This window comes from Clostridium sp. Marseille-P2415, from assembly GCF_900155545.1.
In the GTDB taxonomy this organism is placed as follows: domain Bacteria; phylum Bacillota; class Clostridia; order Lachnospirales; family Lachnospiraceae; genus Lacrimispora.
In genome coordinates this window covers 834,537-858,757 of the sequence record NZ_LT732525.1, presented here as the reverse complement: position 1 = coordinate 858,757, position 24,221 = coordinate 834,537, and the positions used below count along the sequence as shown (strand labels likewise).

At 45.4% G+C, this 24,221-nt stretch carries 17 protein-coding genes; 11 read left to right on the top strand and 6 right to left on the bottom strand.

Annotation, left to right across the window (positions count from 1 at the left end):
* Nucleotides 1-35: 35 nt before the first annotated feature.
* Together BQ9856_RS04130 and murI (BQ9856_RS04125) are read left to right on the top strand one after the other, a co-directional pair.
* Complete coding sequence (locus BQ9856_RS04130; protein ID WP_077609833.1) at nt 36-1,100, top strand: D-alanine--D-alanine ligase family protein; 1,065 nt, start codon at nt 36-38, stop codon at nt 1,098-1,100.
* 12 nt (nt 1,101-1,112) lie between these two features.
* Nucleotides 1,113-2,018: a glutamate racemase gene (murI, locus tag BQ9856_RS04125; RefSeq protein WP_077609835.1), complete on the top strand. Its 906-nt coding sequence runs from the start codon at nt 1,113-1,115 to the stop codon at nt 2,016-2,018.
* Here murI (BQ9856_RS04125) and spoIIR read toward each other — a convergent pair.
* On the bottom strand, nt 1,999-2,646 hold the full coding sequence (spoIIR, locus tag BQ9856_RS04120; RefSeq protein WP_077609834.1) for a stage II sporulation protein R: 648 nt from the start codon (nt 2,644-2,646) through the stop codon (nt 1,999-2,001). The two genes, murI (BQ9856_RS04125) and spoIIR, sit on opposite strands and share 20 nt — an antisense overlap.
* Nucleotides 2,647-2,743: 97 nt before the next feature.
* Here spoIIR and BQ9856_RS04115 point away from each other — a divergent pair, with 97 nt between their 5' ends.
* The 3 genes from BQ9856_RS04115 to BQ9856_RS04105 are packed head-to-tail and all read left to right on the top strand — an operon-like array spanning nt 2,744 to nt 5,099.
* A complete protein-coding gene (locus BQ9856_RS04115) occupies nt 2,744-3,808 on the top strand; it encodes a D-alanine--D-alanine ligase family protein (RefSeq protein WP_077609833.1) in 1,065 nt (354 codons plus the stop codon).
* A 12-nt stretch (nt 3,809-3,820) separates the two neighbouring features.
* Complete coding sequence (murI, locus tag BQ9856_RS04110) at nt 3,821-4,639, top strand: glutamate racemase (protein WP_077609832.1); 819 nt, start codon at nt 3,821-3,823, stop codon at nt 4,637-4,639.
* A 13-nt stretch (nt 4,640-4,652) separates the two neighbouring features.
* Nucleotides 4,653-5,099, top strand: a complete 447-nt coding sequence (locus BQ9856_RS04105) for a DUF1934 domain-containing protein (protein ID WP_077609831.1) — start codon at nt 4,653-4,655, stop codon at nt 5,097-5,099.
* Nucleotides 5,100-5,140: 41 nt separating this feature from the next.
* On the opposite strand, the gene BQ9856_RS04100 is transcribed toward BQ9856_RS04105, so the two are convergent.
* The 3 genes from BQ9856_RS04100 to BQ9856_RS04090 form a co-directional block, all read right to left on the bottom strand.
* Nucleotides 5,141-6,361, bottom strand: a complete 1,221-nt coding sequence (locus BQ9856_RS04100) for an AAA family ATPase (protein ID WP_159441940.1) — start codon at nt 6,359-6,361, stop codon at nt 5,141-5,143.
* A 74-nt stretch (nt 6,362-6,435) separates the two neighbouring features.
* Complete coding sequence (locus tag BQ9856_RS04095) at nt 6,436-7,281, bottom strand: tyrosine-type recombinase/integrase (RefSeq protein ID WP_077609829.1); 846 nt, start codon at nt 7,279-7,281, stop codon at nt 6,436-6,438.
* A 6-nt stretch (nt 7,282-7,287) separates the two neighbouring features.
* Nucleotides 7,288-8,151 (bottom strand): tyrosine-type recombinase/integrase, encoded by an 864-nt coding sequence (locus BQ9856_RS04090; RefSeq protein WP_077609828.1) that lies wholly within the window; start codon nt 8,149-8,151, stop codon nt 7,288-7,290.
* 230 nt (nt 8,152-8,381) lie between these two features.
* Here BQ9856_RS04090 and BQ9856_RS04085 point away from each other — a divergent pair, with 230 nt between their 5' ends.
* Nucleotides 8,382-10,103, top strand: coding sequence for a cell wall-binding protein (locus BQ9856_RS04085; RefSeq protein WP_077609827.1), 1,722 nt, complete (start codon nt 8,382-8,384; stop codon nt 10,101-10,103).
* A 262-nt stretch (nt 10,104-10,365) separates the two neighbouring features.
* Here the strand turns inward: BQ9856_RS04085 and BQ9856_RS04080 are convergent, their stop codons facing one another.
* Both BQ9856_RS04080 and BQ9856_RS04075 read right to left on the bottom strand, forming a co-directional pair.
* On the bottom strand, nt 10,366-10,986 hold the full coding sequence (locus BQ9856_RS04080) for a superoxide dismutase (protein WP_077609826.1): 621 nt from the start codon (nt 10,984-10,986) through the stop codon (nt 10,366-10,368).
* 654 nt (nt 10,987-11,640) lie between these two features.
* A complete protein-coding gene (locus BQ9856_RS04075; RefSeq protein WP_077609825.1) occupies nt 11,641-12,090 on the bottom strand; it encodes a hypothetical protein in 450 nt (149 codons plus the stop codon).
* 208 nt (nt 12,091-12,298) lie between these two features.
* Between BQ9856_RS04075 and rpoB the strand changes: the two genes are divergently transcribed.
* The 5 genes from rpoB (at nt 12,299) to BQ9856_RS04050 (ending at nt 24,220) form a co-directional block, all read left to right on the top strand.
* Nucleotides 12,299-16,165: a DNA-directed RNA polymerase subunit beta gene (rpoB, locus tag BQ9856_RS04070; RefSeq protein WP_200801248.1), complete on the top strand. Its 3,867-nt coding sequence runs from the start codon at nt 12,299-12,301 to the stop codon at nt 16,163-16,165.
* Nucleotides 16,166-16,183: 18 nt separating this feature from the next.
* On the top strand, nt 16,184-19,843 hold the full coding sequence (rpoC, locus tag BQ9856_RS04065; protein ID WP_077609823.1) for a DNA-directed RNA polymerase subunit beta': 3,660 nt from the start codon (nt 16,184-16,186) through the stop codon (nt 19,841-19,843).
* Between the two features lie 137 nt (nt 19,844-19,980).
* Nucleotides 19,981-20,856: a carbohydrate ABC transporter permease gene (locus BQ9856_RS04060; RefSeq protein ID WP_077609822.1), complete on the top strand. Its 876-nt coding sequence runs from the start codon at nt 19,981-19,983 to the stop codon at nt 20,854-20,856.
* Entirely contained in the window at nt 20,846-21,679 is an 834-nt protein-coding gene (locus BQ9856_RS04055; protein ID WP_077609821.1) for a carbohydrate ABC transporter permease, read from the top strand. Before BQ9856_RS04060 ends, BQ9856_RS04055 begins: the two co-directional genes overlap by 11 nt.
* Before the next feature lie 18 nt (nt 21,680-21,697).
* Nucleotides 21,698-24,220 (top strand): hypothetical protein, encoded by a 2,523-nt coding sequence (locus BQ9856_RS04050; protein ID WP_077609820.1) that lies wholly within the window; start codon nt 21,698-21,700, stop codon nt 24,218-24,220.
* The last annotated feature ends 1 nt before the right edge of the window (nt 24,221 follow it).

Sequence of the window (24,221 nt, the reverse complement as noted above, 5' to 3'; positions counted from 1 at the left end):
CGCTGTAAAATCAAGAAATTGGTGAGGAGATAAGAATGGATAAAAAAACTGCGGTTGTTTTATTTGGCGGCCAGTCTTCGGAGCACATTGTGTCCTGTATGTCGGTCATCAATGTCATTAACCATATTAATAGAGAAAAATATGATTTAGTTTTGATTGGGATCACAGAGGAAGGCCGCTGGATTAAGACGGATTCGGCGGCAGAGATCGAGAATGGTACATGGAGAAACGGTACGGTTTCTGCCATTATTTCCCCGGATGCAACCATGAAATGCGTTGTTTTCATGGATGGAGTGAAAACGGAGCTTGTAAAGGCGGATGTGGTATTCCCTGTGCTCCATGGCTTATTTGGAGAGGATGGGACCATCCAGGGGCTTTTGGATCTGGCCGGTATCCCTTATGTAGGCTGTGGCGTGCTGGCTTCCGCTGTTTCCATGGATAAATTATATACAAAGATCATTGTAGAGGATTTAGGTGTCAGCCAGGCTGCCTATGTACCGGTGATACGGCATGATTTAAAAGATATGGACGGGATCGTGGAAAAGGTGGAAGGCAGGTTTTCCTATCCGGTTTTTGTAAAGCCGTCCAATGCCGGATCTTCCAAGGGAGTCAGCCGGGCTAATAATCAAAAGGAACTCATCGCGGCTTTATTAGAAGCGGCAAGGCATGACCGGAAAATACTGGTAGAGGAAATGATTGTGGGCCGTGAAATCGAATGCGCAGTATTTGGAGGCGGTAACGTACCGGTTGAAAGCTCGGGAGTAGGTGAAATTCTTGCGGCAGCAGAATTCTACGATTTTGATGCCAAGTATTATAACTCTGATTCCAGAACAGTTGTAAATCCGTCTCTGCCGGCTGGCGCAGCGGAACGGGTGAGAGAGGACGCTAAGGCTATTTTCCAGGCGGTAGACGGTTATGGTCTGGCCCGGGTAGACTTTTTTGTGAAAGAAGATGGAAGCGTGGTATTCAATGAGATCAATACCATGCCGGGATTTACCGCTATCAGTATGTATCCCATGCTTTGGGAAGCAGCCGGAGTAAATAAAGATCAGCTGGTTGACCGGCTGATGGAACACGCTATGGGCCGCTGCCAGCTGTAGGGGAGAAGTTCGATGGCAGATAGAAATTCACCCATAGGGGTATTTGATTCCGGTGTGGGCGGTCTTACGGTAGCAAGGGAGATCATGAGGCAGATGCCGGATGAGAGGATCGTATATTTCGGGGATACGGCCAGAGTGCCGTACGGCAATAAATCCTGCAGTACGGTAATCCATTTTACCAGGCAGATCATCCGGTTTCTCCTGACCCAGGATGTGAAGGCAATTGTAATTGCATGTAATACCGCGACAGCCTATGCCCTTGAGGCCGTGGAGAAGGAGCTGGCTGTTCCCATTATCGGCGTGATCCATGCCGGAGCGAAAACCGCTGTTGCGTCCACAAAAAACGGAAAAATCGGTATCATTGGAACGGAAGGAACCATACGCAGCGGAGTTTACACCAGAGTTTTGAAGGAAATGAGGGCGGACATAGACGTGACCGGAAAACCATGCCCTCTTCTGGTACCGCTGGTGGAAGAAGGTCTTCTTCACGATTCCGTTACGGATGAAATCGCTTCCAGGTATTTAAGTGAATTAAAGGGCAAGTATATTGACACACTGGTACTTGGATGCACCCATTATCCTCTTTTGCGTTCCACCGTCGGAAGACTGATGGGGCCGGAGGTGACTCTTGTGAATCCCGCCTATGAAACCGCTCTGGAATTAAAACAGGTTTTGGAAGAAAAAGGCCTGTTATGTGAACCGGAAGTCAATTGCGCAGAAAAATACTGCTTCTATGTCAGCGACCTNGCGGACCGCTCCTTCCAGCTTGGCATGTTAAGCAAGATCAGTAACCTGCAGGCCCAGATGGCATTTTTACAGGCGGAAAGCGCAAAGCAGAGCGCCTATAACACCCTGTATCAGGCTTATGATACCTATCAGTGGGCGGTTGACGGAATTATTATGACTTCGGAACAGTAGGCTGTGGTTTTTTGGAAAACAAATCAACCAGTTTTAAACGGATATGGATTTTCGGACTTTCCCGGCTGATTTTTTTATAATCGGACTCATCGATGGATTCCCGGAGTATTTCTTTTGATGTATCGGGTACGACTGCATAAGATGAATCTACGAAGCAGAGCGGAGGATAAAGGACGCACCACCAGTTGCGTCCTTTTCCTTCGCCTATTTTTACCCGGACGGCTTCATAGTTTCCGCAGGGGAATACCATGTCGCCATAGGTTTTGGTAGGAAAGTAGTAGCTGGTCAGTTCCATATGTGCGGGATAATCATATCCCAGTTTTTTCATGTAGTGTTCAGCCTCTTCTTCCAGGCTGTTCTTGTGGGAGAGAACATAGCTTTTTGTTTCTTCCAGGGATGCACTTTCTCCCAGGTTTTCATATATTGAATTGAGGAGCAGGGTACGCACTTTTAATTTCAGCTTTTGATCTTCTGTGCTGTCGCTGTTCGCCAGCACGTGAAAACGCAGGATTTCCGGAGCGATGCGTGCGGCCAGGGCTTCATCCTTTTGCCTTCCTTCCGACAGAGTAAATAAAAATGCAAGCAATAAGCATGTAATACATAAGAATAAATCACGTTTTCGTTTCATAGGGGTTCCTCCTTTTTTCTGGAATCTATTTGTAATTGTAACCATATGTGCTATAATATAAACGCTGTAAAATCAAGAAATTGGTGAGGAGATAAGAATGGATAAAAAAACTGCGGTTGTTTTATTTGGCGGCCAGTCTTCGGAGCACATTGTGTCCTGTATGTCGGTCATCAATGTCATTAACCATATTAATAGAGAAAAATATGATTTAGTTTTGATTGGGATCACAGAGGAAGGCCGCTGGATTAAGACGGATTCGGCGGCAGAGATCGAGAATGGTACATGGAGAAACGGTACGGTTTCTGCCATTATTTCCCCGGATGCAACCATGAAATGCGTTGTTTTCATGGATGGAGTGAAAACGGAGCTTGTAAAGGCGGATGTGGTATTCCCTGTGCTCCATGGCTTATTTGGAGAGGATGGGACCATCCAGGGGCTTTTGGATCTGGCCGGTATCCCTTATGTAGGCTGTGGCGTGCTGGCTTCCGCTGTTTCCATGGATAAATTATATACAAAGATCATTGTAGAGGATTTAGGTGTCAGCCAGGCTGCCTATGTACCGGTGATACGGCATGATTTAAAAGATATGGACGGGATCGTGGAAAAGGTGGAAGGCAGGTTTTCCTATCCGGTTTTTGTAAAGCCGTCCAATGCCGGATCTTCCAAGGGAGTCAGCCGGGCTAATAATCAAAAGGAACTCATCGCGGCTTTATTAGAAGCGGCAAGGCATGACCGGAAAATACTGGTAGAGGAAATGATTGTGGGCCGTGAAATCGAATGCGCAGTATTTGGAGGCGGTAACGTACCGGTTGAAAGCTCGGGAGTAGGTGAAATTCTTGCGGCAGCAGAATTCTACGATTTTGATGCCAAGTATTATAACTCTGATTCCAGAACAGTTGTAAATCCGTCTCTGCCGGCTGGCGCAGCGGAACGGGTGAGAGAGGACGCTAAGGCTATTTTCCAGGCGGTAGACGGTTATGGTCTGGCCCGGGTAGACTTTTTTGTGAAAGAAGATGGAAGCGTGGTATTCAATGAGATCAATACCATGCCGGGATTTACCGCTATCAGTATGTATCCCATGCTTTGGGAAGCAGCCGGAGTAAATAAAGATCAGCTGGTTGACCGGCTGATGGAACACGCTATGGGCCGCTGCCAGCTGTAGGGGAGAAGTTCGATGGCAGATAGAAATTCACCCATAGGGGTATTTGATTCCGGTGTGGGCGGTCTTACGGTAGCAAGGGAGATCATGAGGCAGATGCCGGATGAGAGGATCGTATATTTCGGGGATACGGCCAGAGTGCCGTACGGCAATAAATCCTGCAGTACGGTAATCCATTTTACCAGGCAGATCATCCGGTTTCTCCTGACCCAGGATGTGAAGGCAATTGTAATTGCATGTAATACCGCGACAGCCTATGCCCTTGAGGCCGTGGAGAAGGAGCTGGCTGTTCCCATTATCGGCGTGATCCATGCCGGAGCGAAAACCGCTGTTGCGTCCACAAAAAACGGAAAAATCGGTATCATTGGAACGGAAGGAACCATACGCAGCGGAGTTTACACCAGAGTTTTGAAGGAAATGAGGGCGGACATAGACGTGACCGGAAAACCATGCCCTCTTCTGGTACCGCTGGTGGAAGAAGGTCTTCTTCACGATTCCGTTACGGATGAAATCGCTTCCAGGTATTTAAGTGAATTAAAGGGCAAGTATATTGACACACTGGTACTTGGATGCACCCATTATCCTCTTTTGCGTTCCACCGTCGGAAGACTGATGGGGCCGGAGGTGACTCTTGTGAATCCCGCCTATGAAACCGCTCTGGAATTAAAACAGGTTTTGGAAGAAAAAGGCCTGTTATGTGAACCGGAAGTCAATTGCGCAGAAAAATACTGCTTCTATGTCAGCGACCTGGCGGAGAAGTTCACGGATTTTGCTGCATCCATTCTTCCGGGACAGGTAAAAGAGACAAAACAGATAAATATCGAGAAGTTTTAAAGGAGTTTTTACTATGACTAGAGATGTTCTGATCAGCATCAGCGGGATGCAGATTGTAGAAGATGATAACAATGCAGTAGAGATGATAACGGCCGGAGATTATTTTCTGAAGAACGGCAATCACTACATCCTGTATGATGAGATTCAGGAAGGAGCGGAGGGAGTGATCAAGAACACCGTCAAGATCCGCCGGTCAGGACTGGAAATCATCAAACGCGGCAGTTCCAGCGTTCATATGACATTTGAAAAGGATAAGAAAAGCATATCCTGCTATGCCACGCCCTTCGGAGAACTTATGATTGGGATAAATACCAATGATATCCGGATTGATGAGGAAGAGGACCGCTTAAAGGTACAGGTAGCCTATTCCCTTGACATCAATTACCAGCATGTATCGGAATGCAACATTGTATTAGATATTCATTCCAAAGCTACTGCGGATATCCACCTTTTAAATTAAAAAAAGACATATGCCGTTGGCAGTATGACTTTTTTCAATAATTAGAAAATGCAATCTTTAAGAAGAGGGATCGCTCCGTATTTACCTAAAAGATAGTCCTTGGAAAAGCTGGCATCAGACCGGACTTTTATGTCAGCTAAGGTGTAGAGCCTGGATTCCTGATATTCGTTGATATCCACAAAAGCCACTTCATCGCGGCGGAACTGCTGGTTATTTAATATCGAGATATCATAGGTTGTGAAAATGAGCTGTATATTTTTATTTTTTTCCTGCTGAAAAGAATCTATAAGAAATTTTGTCACGGTCGGATGGAACTCATTTGATATGTTATCAATGATCAGAACACCTCCACTTTTGGACAGATAATAAATCTTTATGAATAATTGAAGATATTTCATTGTCCCCATAGAAACCTTTGTATGGTCCATATAGTGTATCCGGTATTCACCGGTAGCCCGGGATTTAAAACGGTATCCAAGCTTAGGGATTCCCCTGTCAACAATAAATTCTTCTGCAGGGATTCCCAGCTTTCTTAGCTGTGCTAAACCATAATTGAGCGCATCGGGGCACTCAAGGGCTTTGTATATCCTGCCATCCATGATCATATTCCCTGCAAGCTGGAAGGGTTCAAGGAAATCATAATAATAAGCAATCTGTTTCGAAAAAAAGGCTTCAAAAGGTTCCATAATTGCTGAGATTTCGGGAATATCCAGGCACAATAAAACCGAACAGAATAACCGGTTGCCGTGAGGACGGATCCCTGTTCTCTGGCGTAAGGCTTTTTCATACTGGCGTCCGATGGAAAGCTCACCGGCCGTCCGTGTGAATACCACATGGCTATCCACTGTCAGATGTTCCGTGAGAATTTTCTGTCCGCAGATAGAGAAGCCGTATTCATAGATCCGCTGACCGCTAATAAAGGAAAGTTCCATTTCCGTGGGCTGGGGGTCTTCTTCATCCGTATGAAATGGAAGGATCTTATCCATAGAGCTGAACTGCAGGATCGACATAAAATGTTTTCTGGGGATGTCCTTCAGTGAAAAAAGCTGCCAGAAAATAAAAGAGTGAAAGCTGGCTAAAGCGAGAAAAAGATTGGTTTTCCCGCTGGCATTTGCTCCATATACAGCCAGAGTCTTAATCAGTCTTTTGTTACCGGCCATTACCAAATGGTTTGGGTGTTCCTTGTAATTAACCGCTTTCATGTCGATAAAAGTTTCCTCCAGAAAGGAACGGAAGTTTTTAAAACGAAAAGAAATTATCATGGTATAGTATCCTCCTTTTTCGAAATTATACCGTAAAAATAGATAAAAATAAACAAAAATGTAAAAAAATGCACCTACCATGTGATAATTTCGTCAAGGAGCTGCTGCTGTTCCCTGCTGGAACGGGTGAGATAAATTCTTGTGGTTTCAATGCTTTCATGCCCCATTAAATCGGCTAATAGAGAAATATCATTAAAGCAGGACAAAAAGTTTTTTGCAAAACGGTGGCGGAAGGAATGGGGGTAAACCGTGTCGGGATCTATCCCATAGCGCCTGGCCAGATGCTTCAGCTGAAAATTGATACCACGGGGGGTAATCAGATGTCCGTCTTTATTTAAAAAGAGGAAACCGCTTTGCCTGCCCCGTCCATGACACCAGTCCAGCGCCTCCTCACAGAGTGAATCGGGGAAATAGATACGGCGTACCTTTCCGCCTTTGGAATAAAGGTCCAGATAACCCAGGTTTAAATGCTCCACCTTGATCTGGATCAGTTCGCTGACCCGGGCGCCCGTTGCTGCCAGAAAGCGGACGGTAAAATACCAGAAGTAATTTTTTTCTTCCTTTAATTTACTTTTTAAGAGCTCGTAGTCTTCGTTTGAAATAACCGTATCCAGAAATGTTTTTTGCTGGACCTTTACAGAAGGCAGGTGGTAAGAAGCTATTAAAATGAATTCCTCTCCACTCGTTTCCGCCAGAAAACGGGAATAGTGATTTATGGCATAGATCCGTTGGTTAATGGTTGTCGGCCGGTAGCGGGTGATCAGGTAGTTTTTATAACGTTGAAGGTTCTCCGGCGTGATTTCTTTATACATATTGAAAAAAAGGCGGACACTGCCCGCATAGGCTGTGATAGTATTGTTCGACAAATTCTTTTTCTTCAAGAATCTTTTAAAATCATTCAGCAATTCTTCATTTAACATAATGTCCTACCAATTCACAATTTGATTTACGATCTGTTTTTGTTCGGTGCTGCTTCGGTGAAGATAGATCCTTGTGGTTTCGATGCTTTCATGCCCTAAAATATCGGAAAGCATGGAAATATCCCCACAACTTTCAATGAAATTTTTAGCAAATCGGTGACGGAAGGAATGGGGGTAAACAACCTTGGGGTCCAAATCGTAAAGGACGGTAAATTTTTTTAGCTGGCCCCGGATCCCGGCAGGTGTGATCGGATCCCCGTATCGGTTTAAAAATACGTATCCGCTTACCCGGTCAATCTGATGGAGCCATTTCAGTGCATCAATACGGAGGCTTCTGGGTATGTAGATTCTTCTTATTTTATTATCCTTGGAGTAAATATCCATATAGCCGCATTTTACATGCTCTACCTTGATCTGTACCAGTTCACTGACCCGGACGCCTGTGGCTGCCATAAAACGTATGACAAAATAATACAGCATGTTTCCGGAGCGTATCAGACATTTTTTTAAATATTCGTAATCTGCCTGGCTGATAACGTTTTCCAGAAATGTTTTCTGCTGGACGCGTATCATCAGCATTTTAGAGGAGGACAGCTTTAAGGACTCCATGTAACAGTTGAGGGCCCTGATTCTCAAGTTGACTGTCTGTGGCTTGTAATGTTCCATGAGATAACATTTATAAAGCATCAGATTATCATGGCTGATCACATGATATAATCCAAGAAATTGTTTTACTGCATATAAATAAACATGAATGGTATTGGGTGACATGTTGTTGAATTCCAGATAATCATGGAAATCATCAAGGCTTTGCTCGGCGGCACTTTTTTTCTCTGCTTCTGAATCAGTTACAGTATTTTCTTTTGTCATATCTTTTCTCTCTCCTCGTACAATGATGCAAAAACAGTTTAACACAAGTATATAAATATCATGTAAAAAAATCAAGAAAATTTCGAAAAAATAGTAAAAAATATTGATTAAATGTATGAAAAACACCCGTTGCTTTCGATAATTTCCAATATTAGAAGTATAATTACCTCGTGATGCAATTAGGAATTTCAGAAAGTATTTCAAAAAGAAAAAAGGAGAGTGCATTAATTATGAGAAAGCAGACCAAATTAGTTGCTGTATTATCCACAGCAGCACTGCTGGCATTAGGCGCTTCCATGTCCTCTTTCGCAGCAACAGGCTGGCAGGAAGAAAATGGTACATGGGTGTACTACAATAAGAGCGGAGATTTAGAGACCGAGAAATGGGCAAAATCAGGAGACAACTGGTTTTACTTAAACGAAGACGGCGAAATGGCTACCGATTATCTGGTTGAGGATGATGATAACTACTACTATGTAGATGAGAACGGTGCTATGGTAACCAACAAGTGGGTATCCATGGAAAATGAGGATTATGACGGTGATGATGAAGATGAACCAATGAATCATTGGTACTACTTCGGCTCTAACGGTAAGGCATACAAGAGCTCTTCAACAGGCAGCAATGCTTCCTTTAAGTCCATCAACGGTAAGAAGTACATTTTTGATGATGAAGGAAAGATGTTATATGGCTGGATTGATGACAATGGTGAAAGAGTAACCGGTGATGATGACTGGCGCGAAGGTATTTACTATTGTGGCGATGAAAACGATGGCGCGCAGAGAACCGGTCAGTGGGAATATCTGGACATTACCGATAACAACTATGATGATACTGATCGTGGTGTTTCCAGTGACAATCTGTTTGATGATGAGGAACAGACCCGTTATTTCTATTTCAAGACCAATGGTAAGAAAATGGTAGATGAAAAGGGCAAGACCATCAACGGTAAGAAATACAGCTTTGATGAAGATGGCCGTATGAACGCTGAGTGGGTTAACTGGGAAGCTTCACCTAGCACGACTGTGGCATCAGCAGGAACAGCTACAGATAGTAACAGCACTCAGGGAAGTAAAAAATATACGGAAGGTTACAGATATTACGGAAGCCCAGAAGACGGCGCCAGAGTAACAAAGGGCTGGTTCCAGGTTGTTCCGGATTCTTATCTGAGCGTTGAAGATTATAATGATGATGAGTCTAACTGGTACTATTCTGATAAAGATGGTAAGCTGGTTGCTTCAGAAATCAAGACAATCAATGGCAAAAAGTACGCCTTTGATTCATATGGTGTAATGCAGGATGGTCTGGTTGCCATTAAGTTTGAAGGAAACAGCACAACTGATATCGAGGATGTACAGGGTGATGATGATTTGGCAAATTACCACTTTGATACAGAAGATGAATTTAAGGACAATGTATCGGAGTTATATACTGTCGCAAACTATAAGTTATATTATTTCGGTGATGAAGATGATGGCGCAATGAAGACCGGAAAACAGAATGTAGAAATTGATGGAGATTCTTTCTCCTTCTTATTCAACAAGTCTGGCAGCACAAAAGGTCAGGGTAAGTTCGGCGTTGACGATGATAAGTATTATCTGGGCGGTATGCTGATGAAGGCTGACAAGGATGATAAGTATTCTGTTGTTAAGACTGTAAAATCAGCAGAAGGATATGAAGAAATTAAATTATTAACAACAGAAGAATTCTTGGAAGATGTGGATGCAACTTCTTCTATTCCGGAAGGAAAAGCAGATGATTACGATGAGTATTATGATGTAAAAGCTGCAGCAAAAGATCATGCCGATGATAAGGGTAATCAGATTGAATACAGACTGGTTAACACAGCCGGAAATGTTCAGAAGAGCAAGAGCAAAGCAAAAGATGGTGATGACCGTTGCTATAAAGTTAACAGCAGCAAGGAAATTGAAGCTGTATTTGTAGAGGACTAATTCATTATTGAATTAAATAATTCTAATTGCTAATCAGGGGCCGTTGTAAAATAGCTGAGTAATCAGCCATGGAGCAGCGGCTCCTTTTCCGGTTCAATAAGACAGGAGATTCTTTTACTTTACTGGAATTAGCAGCATCAATAAGCTGCATGTAAAAATATAAAATGAGAAAATGAAAGGTCATCTGTTCCTATAAAAACTGTAGAATGGAAATGCCGCTCCGTAACTATAAATTTAGTTATGGAGCGGCATTTCCGTTCACTCAGCCGTTCACCACGCTGTCATAATTGCCGGCGACAACCTTCCAATCAATAACGTTGAAGAACGCTTTAATATAATCGGCCCTGAGATTCTTATATTTTAAGTAGTAGGCGTGTTCCCAAACGTCAATGCCCAATATGGGGATAAAGCCGCCGCCTTCCATGAGCGGGTTGTCCTGATTGGCACTGGCAGAAAGGACCAATTTGCCTTCCCGGTTGGCCGACAGCCATCCCCAGCCGGAACCAAATTGGCCGGCAGCCAGGCTGCTTAATTCAGCCTGAAAGGCGGGGAAGCTGCCGAAAGCTTTTTCCAACGCATCTTTGAGGCTGCCAACGGGCTGTCCCCCGCCGTTCGGGCTCATGGTGGAAAAGTAGAGATTATGATTGTAGAAGCCTCCGCCGTTGTTACGGATGGCCTTCCGGAGGGATTCATCGGAAATGCTGTCCAGTGAGGAGAGGAGGGAGGTGATTTCCCTGTCTGCAAGACCGGCCTTCTGTGCAGCATCGTTTAAGTTTTTGGTGTAAGCTGCATGATGCTTGGAATAATGGGTCTCCATGGTGAGGGCGTCGATATAGGGTTCAAAAGCGTCATACGCATAAGGTAATTTTATTTGATTAAACATAGTAGTTCTCCTTTCGTTTCAAATTTTATAAGGAAAAGGTTATCTTATGATTGAGTTAGTAACGACTAACAACCTTGTGACTTGATTATATATCATGAATACTAGCCATGTCAAGTGGCTTTTTCACACTTTTATATTAAAATAATAATAATGATTATATTCTTGTGGATTAATGGGGAAAATTAAGATTAATATGAAATTAAAGTTAAATTAAAAGAAAAATACAAATTATGATTTTGATTTAATAAAATAAGAAATTGGATAGCATAATAAAAAAATTTAAAAGCAGGAGTAAATAAAAGGTGTTCTTATGTGCGATAAAATAAAAAGGGGTTTCTTCCTATTAATATAAGGAAGCGGGACCGATCTTTTTCATGAGTTAATTCCCGGGAATTAATCAGCCATACAAAATCCGGTGATTGTTAAACATGTATTGATCAATGCGCCTTTATGGCGGCAGAACGCCCATGTTGTCGTTTCGTGGTGTCATAAGGTGGAGATATCCCACGAAATATGCTATTTATGACAAAAAAAAGAATGCCGGCAGTGCGATTTACTCGCGCTCCAGCATTCAGCACAGATCTTTTTCGGTGATACAGATCACTTTCTAAAAAACGGGTATCAATGTATTCGTAAATACAGAAACCGGATATCTTATTTTTCGCTCTTCTTGAACCTGTCCATGAATTTCTTCTTTTTTGGCGCCGGCGGCACCGCTTTCCCCCGAAGGCTCTTAATCTCGGTTATGTAGATACCGCTTACCACAACCTTAGCCTCTGTTTTAACCGGAAGCACCTCGAATACCTTTGCGTCAGCAATCAGCGTCATAACCTTTGGGCCAACCTTTGCCTTTACGATCGGCAGCTTTGTGCGGCGCATATACTTGGGTGTCTGTTCAAACACGATCTTTGGAAGCCCTGCATCCTTTAGCTTCATCTTCTTCTTATCGATCACCAGCATGGATACGGTCTGCGCCGCAGCTTCCAGTGCCTGCTGCTGTTCCACCTGACGCTTTTCCAGCTTTCTTCCGAGAAAATAAAGGACTGCCAGAGCCACAACTACGATGAAAAGAATCACTAATAATACGTTTAAAAATGTGCTCACCGGGAATACCTCCAATAGTTCATTTTGTAAATTGGGCCTATCTGTAATAGTATAACACATTTTATTAGGAAATACAAGCAAAAAATGCTTGACACCTTGACGGCACTATGATATTATGGAATGTGCACTATTGTGGCTTTGTGTGCCTTAAAGGGACATTTATGCCCAAAACAGAAACGATTAGAAAGAAAACAGGGGTGAAACGTCAATGGAGAAAAGCAGAATGCGTCCGGTCCCGGCCGGTAAGAGCCTGAGAATGAGTTTCTCAAGACAAAAAGAAGTGCTTGAGATGCCAAACCTGATTGAGATTCAGAAGAATTCCTATCAGTGGTTCCTTGATGAAGGATTGAAGGAAGTCTTTGAAGACATCTCTCCGATTGCAGACTTTGCAGGACACCTGAGTCTTGAGTTTGTCGACTTTACATTATGTAAAGACGATATCAAGTATACGATTGAAGAATGCAAAGAAAGAGATGCAACCTACGCGGCTCCTTTAAAGGTAAAAGTAAGGCTTTGCAATAAGGATAAAGATGAAATAAATGAACATGAGATCTTCATGGGTGATCTTCCGCTTATGACAGATACCGGTTCCTTCGTGATTAACGGTGCCGAACGAGTTATTGTAAGCCAGTTGGTACGTTCCCCAGGTATATATTATGGTATCGAACACGACAAGGTAGGGAAGGAGCTTTATGCATGTACGGTAATTCCAAACCGGGGTGCATGGCTGGAGTATGAAACCGATTCCAATGACATCTTCTACGTGCGTGTAGACAGAACCAGAAAGGTTCCGGTAACCGTACTGATCCGGGCGCTGGGCTTTGGTACCAACGCAGAAATTATTGAACTGTTCGGTGAAGAACCGAAATTATTAGCCAGCTTTGGTAAGGATACATCGGATAATTACCAGGATGGCTTATTGGAGTTATATAAGAAGATCCGCCCAGGTGAACCTTTATCTGTTGATAGTGCTGAAAGTTTATTAAATAGTATGTTCTTCGATCCAAGGAGATACGATCTTGCCAAGGTCGGAAGATATAAATTCAATAAAAAGCTTCATTTCAAGAACCGCATCACCGGTCATGTGCTGGCTGAGGATGTAGTGGATACTACAACCGGTGAAATCTTAGCTGAGGCTGGAACGACAGTAGACAAGCAGCTTGCAACCGATATTCAGAATGCAGCTGTTCCTTTTGTGTGGCTGGAAGGAATGGAGCATAAGCAGAAGGTCCTTTCCAACTTAATGGTTGATTTGTCATCCTTTGTAAGCTTTGATCCGAAGGAAGCAGGTGTTACAGAATTAGTATTCTATCCTGCTCTCGAAAAAATTCTGGCAGAAGTTGGGAATGATGGCGAAGAGGCGCTTAAGAAAGCGATTCATAGAAATATAAACGAATTAATTCCGAAGCACATCACAAAGGAAGATATCCTCGCTTCTATTAATTATAATATGCATCTGGAAGAAGAAGTGGGTACTTCCGATGATATCGACCATCTGGGAAACCGCAGAATCCGTGCCGTCGGCGAGCTGCTTCAAAACCAGTACCGCATCGGTCTTTCCAGAATGGAACGAGTGGTCCGGGAAAGAATGACAACACAGGATATGGATGGCATTACCCCACAGTCCCTGATCAATATCAAACCAGTCACTGCAGCGGTAAAGGAATTTTTCGGAAGTTCCCAGCTGTCCCAGTTCATGGATCAGAACAACCCGCTGGCTGAGCTGACCCATAAGAGGCGTCTGTCCGCATTGGGACCTGGCGGTCTTTCCAGAGACCGTGCCGGATTCGAGGTCCGGGACGTTCATTATACCCATTACGGCCGTATGTGTCCGATTGAGACCCCGGAAGGTCCCAACATCGGTCTTATTAACTCCCTTGCTACTTATGCAAGAGTGAACCAGTATGGATTTGTAGAGGCTCCTTACCGGTTGGTGGATAAAACCGATGCCAATAACCCGATGGTTACCGATGAAGTGGTTTACTTAACCGCCGATGAAGAAGATAACTTTGTGGTTGCTCAGGCGAATGAGCCTTTGGATGAAGATGGCCATTTCATTCATAAGAATATTTCCGGACGCTACCGCGAGGAAACTTCCGAATTCCAGAGAAAAAATATAGATCTGATGGACGTTTCTCCCAAGATGGTATTCTCCGTTGCGACTGCCATGATTCCGTTCCTTGAAAACGACGATGCGAACCGTGCTCTGATGGGTTCCAACATGCAGCGTCAGGCAGTTCCTCTGTTAACGACGGAAGCGCCGGTAGTGGGTACCGGAATGGAAGCGAAAGCAGCGGTGGACTCCGGCGTCTGCGTTGTTGCAAGGAATGCCGGTGTAGTGGAACGTTCCGCTTCCAATGAAATCATCATAAGAAGAGATTCTGACGGCGGAAAAGATGTTTACCGGCTGACGAAATTCAAGAGAAGCAACCAGTCCAACTGTTATAACCAGAAGCCTATCGTATATAAGAACGACCATGTGGAAAAGGGTGAGGTGATCGCAGACGGTCCGTCCACCCAGAACGGTGAGATCGCTCTCGGTAAGAACCCGTTAATCGGATTCATGACCTGGGAAGGCTATAACTACGAGGATGCGGTCCTCCTAAGCGAGAGACTGGTTCAGGAGGATGTTTACACCTCTGTTCATATCGAGGAATATGAGGCGGAAGCCCGTGACACCAAGTTAGGGCCGGAAGAGATCACCCGTGACGTTCCCGGTGTGGGCGAGGATGCTTTAAAGGACCTTGATGAGCGAGGAATCATCCGGATCGGTGCGGAAGTCCGTGCCGGTGATATTCTGGTTGGAAAAGTTACTCCTAAGGGAGAGACCGAGCTGACTGCAGAGGAAAGGCTTTTACGTGCCATATTCGGGGAAAAGGCCAGAGAGGTCCGTGATACTTCCTTAAAGGTACCCCATGGTGCTTACGGAATCATCGTGGATGCGAAAGTATTTACAAGAGAAAACGGCGACGAGCTTTCACCGGGTGTAAACCAGACCGTCCGCATTTACATTGCCCAGAAGAGAAAAATCTCTGTCGGAGATAAGATGGCCGGACGTCACGGTAACAAGGGTGTTGTTTCCCGCGTGCTTCCGGTAGAAGATATGCCGTTCCTTCCGAATGGCCGTCCTCTTGATATCGTGCTGAACCCGTTGGGCGTGCCATCCCGTATGAACATCGGACAGGTGCTTGAGATCCATTTGAGCCTTGCTGCAAGAGCCCTTGGATTTAACGTATCAACTCCGGTATTTGACGGTGCAAACGAAATTGATATTATGGATACCCTGGATGTAGCCAACGACTACGTAAACATGGAGTGGGAGGACTTCCAGGAGAAATATAAAGAAACATTAAAGCCTCAGGTAATTGAATATCTTGGCGGACACCTTGACCATAAGGAATTGTGGAGGGGCGTTCCGATCAACCGAGACGGTAAAGTACGCCTCCGCGACGGACGTACCGGTGAATATTTCGACAGCCCGGTTACTATCGGACACATGCATTATCTGAAGCTGCACCATCTGGTTGATGACAAGATCCATGCCCGTTCCACAGGACCATACTCTCTGGTTACCCAGCAGCCTCTTGGCGGGAAAGCCCAGTTCGGCGGCCAGCGGTTCGGAGAGATGGAGGTTTGGGCTCTGGAGGCATATGGTGCTTCCTATACGCTGCAGGAGATCATGACTGTGAAATCCGATGATGTGGTAGGACGTGTAAAGACCTACGAGGCAATCATCAAGGGTGAGAATATTCCTGAGCCGGGCATTCCGGAATCCTTCAAGGTACTGCTTAAGGAGCTTCAGTCACTGGCGCTGGATGTAAGAGTGCTTCGTGATGATAATACAGAGGTTCAGATCGCAGAGAGTACCGATTATGAAGAAACTGATTTAAGATCCATCATCGAAGGGGACAGACATTACCGTGAAGAAGAATCCTTTGGTGATTACGGTTACCAGAAGCAGGAATTCCAGGATCAAGAACTGGTAAACGTCGATGAAGAAGAGGATGCAGACGGTGCCGACGATTCTTTTGAGGATTTCGATGACGCAGATTTTGATGATTCAGACGAAGAATAATAGAAGGGAGAACCGCTCATGCCTGAAAATAATGAAACTTACCACCCAATGACCTTTGATGCCATAAAGATCGGTCTGGCATCTCCGGAGAAGATTCTGGAATGGTCCCACGGTGAGGTAAAAAAGCCTGAGACCATCAACTACAGGACCTTAAAGCCGGAAAAAGATGGTCTGTTCTGTGAAAGAATCTTCGGACCGAGCAAGGACTGGGAATGCCATTGTGGAAAATACAAGAAAATCCGGTATAAAGGCGTTATCTGTGACCGATGCGGCGTTGAAGTAACAAAGGCCAGTGTCCGCAGAGAACGTATGGGGCATATCCAGCTTGCTGCCCCTGTTTCCCATATCTGGTATTTTAAGGGTATCCCCAGCCGTATGGGCCTGATTCTCGACATTTCTCCGAGAACCCTGGAAAAGGTGCTGTATTTTGCATCTTATGTGGTGCTGGATGCCGGCAATACCGGATTACAGTATAAACAGGTATTATCGGAAAAGGAATACCGGGAAGAAATTGAAAAATACGGCTATGGCTCCTTCCGCGTAGGAATGGGAGCAGAAGCGATTCTGGAACTTTTGCAGTCCATTGACCTTTTAAAGGACTCCGAGGAGCTTAAAAAAGGCTTAAAAGACGCAACCGGACAGAAGCGTGCAAGAATCATCAAGAGACTGGAAGTCGTTGAGGCATTCCGCAATTCCGGCAACTTACCGGAGTGGATGATCATGACCGTGGTTCCGGTCATTCCTCCGGATATCCGTCCTATGGTACAGCTTGACGGCGGCCGTTTCGCTACTTCCGACTTAAATGATCTGTACAGAAGGATCATTAACCGTAACAACCGTCTTGCCCGTTTATTGGAGCTGGGCGCTCCGGACATCATCGTCCGCAACGAAAAGCGTATGCTCCAGGAAGCAGTTGATGCCCTCATTGACAACGGCAGACGCGGAAGACCGGTAACAGGACCGGGAAACCGTGCTTTAAAATCCCTTTCCGATATGTTAAAGGGAAAACAGGGCCGTTTCCGTCAGAACCTGTTAGGAAAGCGTGTTGACTATTCCGGCCGTTCCGTTATCGTAGTCGGACCTGAGCTTAAGATTTACCAGTGCGGTCTTCCGAAAGAAATGGCAATTGAATTATTTAAGCCTTTTGTAATGAAGGAGCTGGTTTCCAACGGAACAGCCCATAATATAAAGAACGCGAAAAAGATGGTGGAGCGTCTTCAGACCGAAGTCTGGGATGTACTTGAGGATGTAATTAAAGAGCATCCGGTTATGTTAAACCGTGCGCCTACCCTCCACAGGCTTGGTATCCAGGCATTCGAACCGATCCTGGTAGAAGGAAAAGCGATTAAGCTCCATCCTCTGGTTTGTACCGCGTTTAACGCCGACTTCGACGGAGATCAGATGGCTGTTCATCTGCCTCTTTCCGTCGAAGCCCAGGCAGAATGCCGTTTCCTTCTGTTATCACCGAATAACCTGTTAAAACCGTCAGATGGCGGCCCTGTGGCAGTTCCGTCTCAGGATATGGTCCTCGGTATTTATTACCTGACTCAGGAAAGACCTGGAGCCAAGGGGGAAGGAATGGTATTTAAGAGTGTGAATGAAGCCATTCTGGCCTATGAAAACCAGGCCGTTACCCTTCATTCCAGAATTAAGGCCAGAGTAAGCAAAAAGATGCCGGATGGAACCGTGAAAACCGGAATCGTAGAATCAACCGTAGGCCGCTTCATTTTCAATGAGATCGTTCCTCAGGATCTTGGCTTTGTAGACCGGTCCGTTCCGGATAATGAACTTCTGATGGAAGTTGATTTCCATGTTGGAAAGAAGCAGTTAAAGCAGATCCTTGAAAAGGTCATCAATGTTCATGGTGCTGTGCAGACAGCGGAAACCCTGGATGACATCAAGGCCATTGGCTATAAGTATTCTACCAGAGCCGCTATGACCGTATCCATTTCCGACATGACCGTACCGGAGAGCAAACCGAAGCTGATCGCAGATGCCCAGTCAACGGTTGACCAGATTGCAAAGAACTTCCGCCGCGGTCTTATTACGGAGGAGGAGCGTTATAAAGAAGTGATTGACACATGGAAGGCGACTGATGATCAGCTGACCCATGACCTGTTAACCGGACTTGACAAATACAACAACATCTACATGATGGCCGATTCCGGAGCCCGTGGTTCTGACAAGCAGATCAAACAGCTGGCCGGTATGCGTGGACTTATGGCCGATACAACCGGCCATACCATCGAACTTCCGATCAAGTCCAACTTCCGTGAAGGTCTTGACGTATTGGAGTATTTCATCTCCGCTCACGGAGCCCGGAAGGGACTTTCCGATACGGCACTGCGTACTGCAGACTCCGGTTACTTGACCAGACGTCTGGTAGACGTATCCCAGGACCTGATTATCCGTGAAATAGACTGCTGTGAAGGCAAGGATATTCCGTTTATGGAAATCAAGGCATTTACGGATGGTCAGGAAACCATTGAAAGCCTGCAGGAGCGCCTCACAGGCCGGTTTATTGCAGAAACCATTACGGATCCGGACACCGGGGAAGTGATCGTGAAGGCAAATCACATGTGTACACCAAAGCGTGCGGCAGCGGTTATGAACGTACTAAAGAAACTTGGCCGTGATTCTGTGAAGATCCGTACCGTTTTAACCTGTAAATCTCATCTGGGTGTCTGTGCGAAATGTTACGGCGCCAATATGGCTACCGGACAGCCGGTTCAGGTAGGTGAGGCAGTTGGTATCATTGCTGCCCAGTCCATCGGTGAGCCTGGTACCCAGCTGACCATGCGTACCTTCCATACCGGCGGTGTTGCCGGCGGCGATATCACACAGGGTCTTCCCCGTGTCGAGGAGCTTTTTGAGGCACGGAAACCGAAGGGTCTTGCAATCATTGCAGAGTTTGGCGGAGTGGTAACCATAAAGGATACCAAGAAAAAGCGTGAAATCATAGTGACCGAGAATGAGACCGGCAATTCCAAGACCTATCTGATCCCATATGGTTCCAGAATCAAGGTTCAGGATGGCCAGGTGCTGGAGGCCGGTGACGAGCTGACAGAAGGCAGCGTAAACCCCCATGATATCTTAAAGATCAAGGGTGTTCGTGCGGTTCAGGATTATATGATCCAGGAAGTACAGCGCGTATACCGTTTACAGGGTGTAGAAATCAACGACAAGCACGTTGAGATGATTGTAAGACAGATGCTTAAGAAGATCAAAATCGAGGAGAGCGGGGACAGCGAAGTGCTTCCGGGAACCTCGATGGATGTTCTTGATTATAATGATTTAAATGAAGAACTTCTTGCGCAAGGCAAGGAGCCGGCGGAAGGAAAACAGGTCATGCTCGGTATTACCAAGGCATCTCTTGCTACCGATTCCTTCTTATCCGCTGCTTCCTTCCAGGAGACCACAAAGGTTCTGACCGAAGCTGCAATTAACGGCAAGGTCGACCACCTGATCGGCCTGAAGGAGAACGTTATCATCGGAAAACCGATCCCGGCCGGTACCGGTATGAAGCGCTATCGCACCATCCGGCTTAATACGGATGCTGCTTTCGAGGAAGATGATGAAATCATGCTTTCCGATGACGATGAGATTCTGCTGACAGAAGATAAATTTGATGAGGCGGAAGAGGTTTTAAACATCGACGAAAACGATACAGAAGAATAAAGGAATGGAAAGGCCCCTGGCAGGATTAGACTGCCAGGGGCTTTTTTTATGGCAATATTTTGTGATATTTGCATAATAAAACAAGGTTTTTCTTTATTTTTCTATGCTATAATTTTAAAAAAGAGGAGGTAGAGTAAATGAGAAGTTTTGAGCAGAAAGTATTTCCATACCTTATGCTGGCGCCCACCCTGGTCATATTCGGGTTGTTTTTGTTCTTTCCGGCCATAAATGGAATGTGGATTTCTTTGACAAAATGGGATGGAGTGAATCCGCAGAAATTTGTCGGAATCCAAAATTATGCAAAGCTTCTGTCTGACAGAGGATTTTGGGAAGCGTTTTTACGGACCGTGTTTTTTACTGCGGTTACGGTTCCCGCGATTTACGCATCGGCATTGGGGCTGGCGGTACTTTTAACCGGAGATATCAAAGGAAGTGATTTTTTCCGGGCGGTGTTTTACTGGCCGACCATGATTTCCAGCATCATTGTGGGGTTAACCTGGAGATTTTTGTTGGGAGAGGATTTCGGGGTCATCAATTACCTGTTGACTGCCATTGGTAAGATCCCGGTGAAGTGGCTGACCGATCCGGACCATGCAATGGGGGTTGTGATTTTTATTACAGCCTGGAGTATGGCCGGATATTATATGGTCATGTTCGTTTCAGGCATCAAGTCGATTTCCGAAACCTATTATGAGGCTGCGCGGATTGATGGCGCGGGGGCCTGGCATCAGTTCTGTTATATCACCCTTCCGCTGTTAAAGCCTACCAGCCTGTTAGTCATTGTTCTTTCCACCGTTACCGTCATAAAAACATACCCCCTGGTATATGCCCTGACCCAGGGCGGGCCGGCAGGAGCCACGAAGTTTATGGTTCAGACCATACAGGAGACAGGCTTTGAGAAGAATCAGATGGGGTATGCCAGTTCCATGACCATGATATTGTTTATGATATTGGCACTGTTCACTGCGGTACAGTTTCAGGCTAACAAGGGAGGAGAACAGGATGCAGACTAAAATGAAAAGAGGTTTTATGTCGGGAATCCGGTGGGTTCTTTTATTGTTTCTTACCTTTCTGTTTCTGATGCCTGTTATCTGGGTGATCGGTTCTTCCTTTAAAAGCGCGGCGGAACTCTTTTCCTGGCCCCCGAGCCTGTTTGGCAAGAAGCCTTCCCTTGACAATTATCAGAGAGCGCTGGAGGAAGGTTATTTCGGAATTTATTTCTTCAATACCGTGTTTACCAGTCTGATCGCCACATTTTTGACCATTGTGGTAAATGTTATGTCCGGTTATGCCTTTGCAAAATATCATTTCAAAGGGGAGAAGATCCTCTTTGGCATTGTGCTTGCCACCTTAATGGTACCGCTGGAGGTCATTATGATTCCGATTTTCAAGGTCATTGTAGCTGTCAACCTGTACAACAGCCTGTGGGGGTTGATCATTCCGGCAGTGGCGTCACCGACAGCGGTATTTCTCGTAAGGCAGTATTATATGGGTATTCCGGATGCCTATATGGAGGCGGCCAGGATCGACGGAGCTTCTGAATCAAACATCCTGATGCGGGTCATGCTTCCCCTTGTGAAACCGGTCATTTCCGTGCTCTGTATTTTTTCCTTTATGTGGAGATGGAATGATTATCTGTGGCCGAAGCTGGTTATCAACAGCAGGGAGCGATACACTATTCAGCTGGCTCTGGCAAACTATTCCGGTGAATATTCGGTGGATTGGAACAGTCTGCTTGCCATGTCGGTTGTTTCCATGATTCCGGTTATTGTTGTATTTATCACATTGCAGAAATATATCATCGGCGGCATGACGGCCGGCGGGGTGAAAGAATAATTGAGAGGATGGGAAGACATGAAATATCTGGAATATCCGCTGTTTGCGGAAGGATTTGTAAACCGTTTCTTAATAACTGAAGTATATACACAAATCCAGCAGTTTACGAGATCAACCTTGAGCGGACGGGTGAATGAATGGCTGAAAAAGGGGTTTGCCATACATGAAAATCCCTGCAGAAAGGAGTTTGTATCGAAAAGAAGGGAAGAAATTCCTCTCTGCATGGACCTTGGCGGGATGAAAAATGGGGACTCTGTTACCGTATTTGGGCAGACAAAACCTGTGAAGCTTTATTTTCCGTTTGGCAATACCGGAGTGGATGCTTCCGGATTTTATTATCAGCCAACTTATCTGCGGCAGTATGGTTATGTGGAATTATGGGCACAGGAAGAAGGAAGGGTGGACTTTGAGCTGGAGACCTGCGGAGGACTTACGCTGTGGGTCAATGATCAGCTCATTACGGATTTCACGCCATTCACCAGAAATCTGGTGAAGAAAACCGTGGTATCCGTACCGCTTATGCAGGGGCAAAATAAGGTAATAGTCTGTCTTGACGATCTGGCAGAAAGGGATACGGATTATTATTTCCGCATGAAGCGGCTGGGCCATACGGCTTTAAGACAGTTGCTTCCCGCAGGTGATGAGGTGGATGAGACTGTTTTAAAAAAGATGGAGCAGATGCTTCATGGAATGAGTTTTGATAAGGAAGCATACATAAGCGAACCGGTCAAAATGAATCTCAATAATCCGTTTGAAGTCCCTCTCGGTCTCGATGTTACCGTAACACCGGGGGAATTTATTGAGAAAATGCAGGAAGCCTGGAAAATGGTCACGACAAAGCATTACTGCATGGAGCCTGGACAAAAGGGACTTGAATTGTTTGAAACGGACGAGATGCCGCCCGGATATTATTACTTTACGGCTTCCCTATCCTATATGGGAATTCATGTGAAGCGAAAAATCGGAAATCAGCTTGTGCAGAAGGAATTCCTGGCCTGCCGTGAGGAAGAACTTAAGGCCCGGAAACGCCGTGCCCTGGAAACCGTCATCCGGCTTGCACCGGAAAATACCTATAAGGCCGCTGCGTTGTTCCAGGCAGAAAGGGAATACCAGAGAGCAGAGCGCATCATTCTTTCAGAACTGGAGGGGGTGAGAAGCAGAAAAGACTGCTCGGACTTTCATTTTATCATCATGATTTATATTTACCGTACCTATAGAGACCGGATATCGGATCAGCTTAAGGAAGCCCTGGAAGAAGCCATGCTGAATTACCGGTATTGGATTGATGAGCCAGGGGATGATGTCATGTGGTTTTTCAGTGAGAACCATGCGCTCCTGTTTCATTGCTGCCAATATCTGGCAGGCAGTTATCTGCCGGACCGTGTTTTCACCAACAGCGGGAAAACCGGGACACAGGTAAAGGAACGGGGAGAAGAGCTGCTCCATCAGTGGTTTGATGAATTTTTCCGGGAATTCATTACGGAATGGAATTCCAACGCTTACATTCCGGTGGATGTTCTGGGAATCGGCACCCTGTATAATCTGACGGACAAGGGAAGTCTTCTTCACGAAAAGGCCGGGAAGGCTCTGGATATGATTTTTTATTCCCTCGCCGTAAATGCCCATAAAGGAGCTGTCATGACCAGCTTCGGCCGGACCTATGAGAAAGAAATGAAAGGCAATTATAACGCCGGGACCACGTCTTTGCTGTATGTTGCATACAATGCAGGATATTTAAACAGGGCCTGCATCGGCTATATTTCTTTGATATTGGGAGATTATGAGGCCCCGGAAGAATACAGGGACTATGCGATGCTGAAAAAAAACCAGGAAATGATATTTCAGAATACCCAGGGGTTTGAAGGCCATGTGAACCTGTATCTATATAAAAACAGCCATGCGCTTTTATCGACAGCAGTCGGCTTTAAGCCCTTCCAAAAAGGGTATCAGGAGCATATCATGCAGGCGGCCATTGATGAAATGGCCCAGGCTTTCATAAACCATCCGGGAGAATCCTTCCCTTATGGCAGCGGCAGGCCTAATTTCTGGGCTGGCAACGGAGTGCTGCCTTTGGGAGTCCAGTACCGGGATACGGGGATTTTAAGATACCATATGGAAGAAGGAGAACGGATCGATTATACTCATGCCTATATTCCGATCAGTGCGTTTTCCCGCTACAAGGGAGAAAACGGCGTGCTGGTACTGGAAAAAGATGGAGCATATCTGGCAGTAAAGGCTTTAAACGGCCTGACCATGCAGGAAGAGGGACCGAACCGGTTCCGGGAGTTCATAAGCATGGGAAGAGATAATGTATGGGTGGTTAGAGTCGGAAGCCTGGAAGAATACGGAACCCTTGACGGAGTTTTCGAAGCCTTTAAGAAAATAGAAATCACCTTGAATGGAGAGGCTGCTGCGGTAGTTGATGACAGAGGAGACAAATATCTCGTTGATAAAGAATTTCTCTTAAGGGTAAATGGAAAAGCCGTTTATGATTATCCGTTAGGTGTAAAAGGAAAAATATTATTAAGGGAGAAGAAATAAG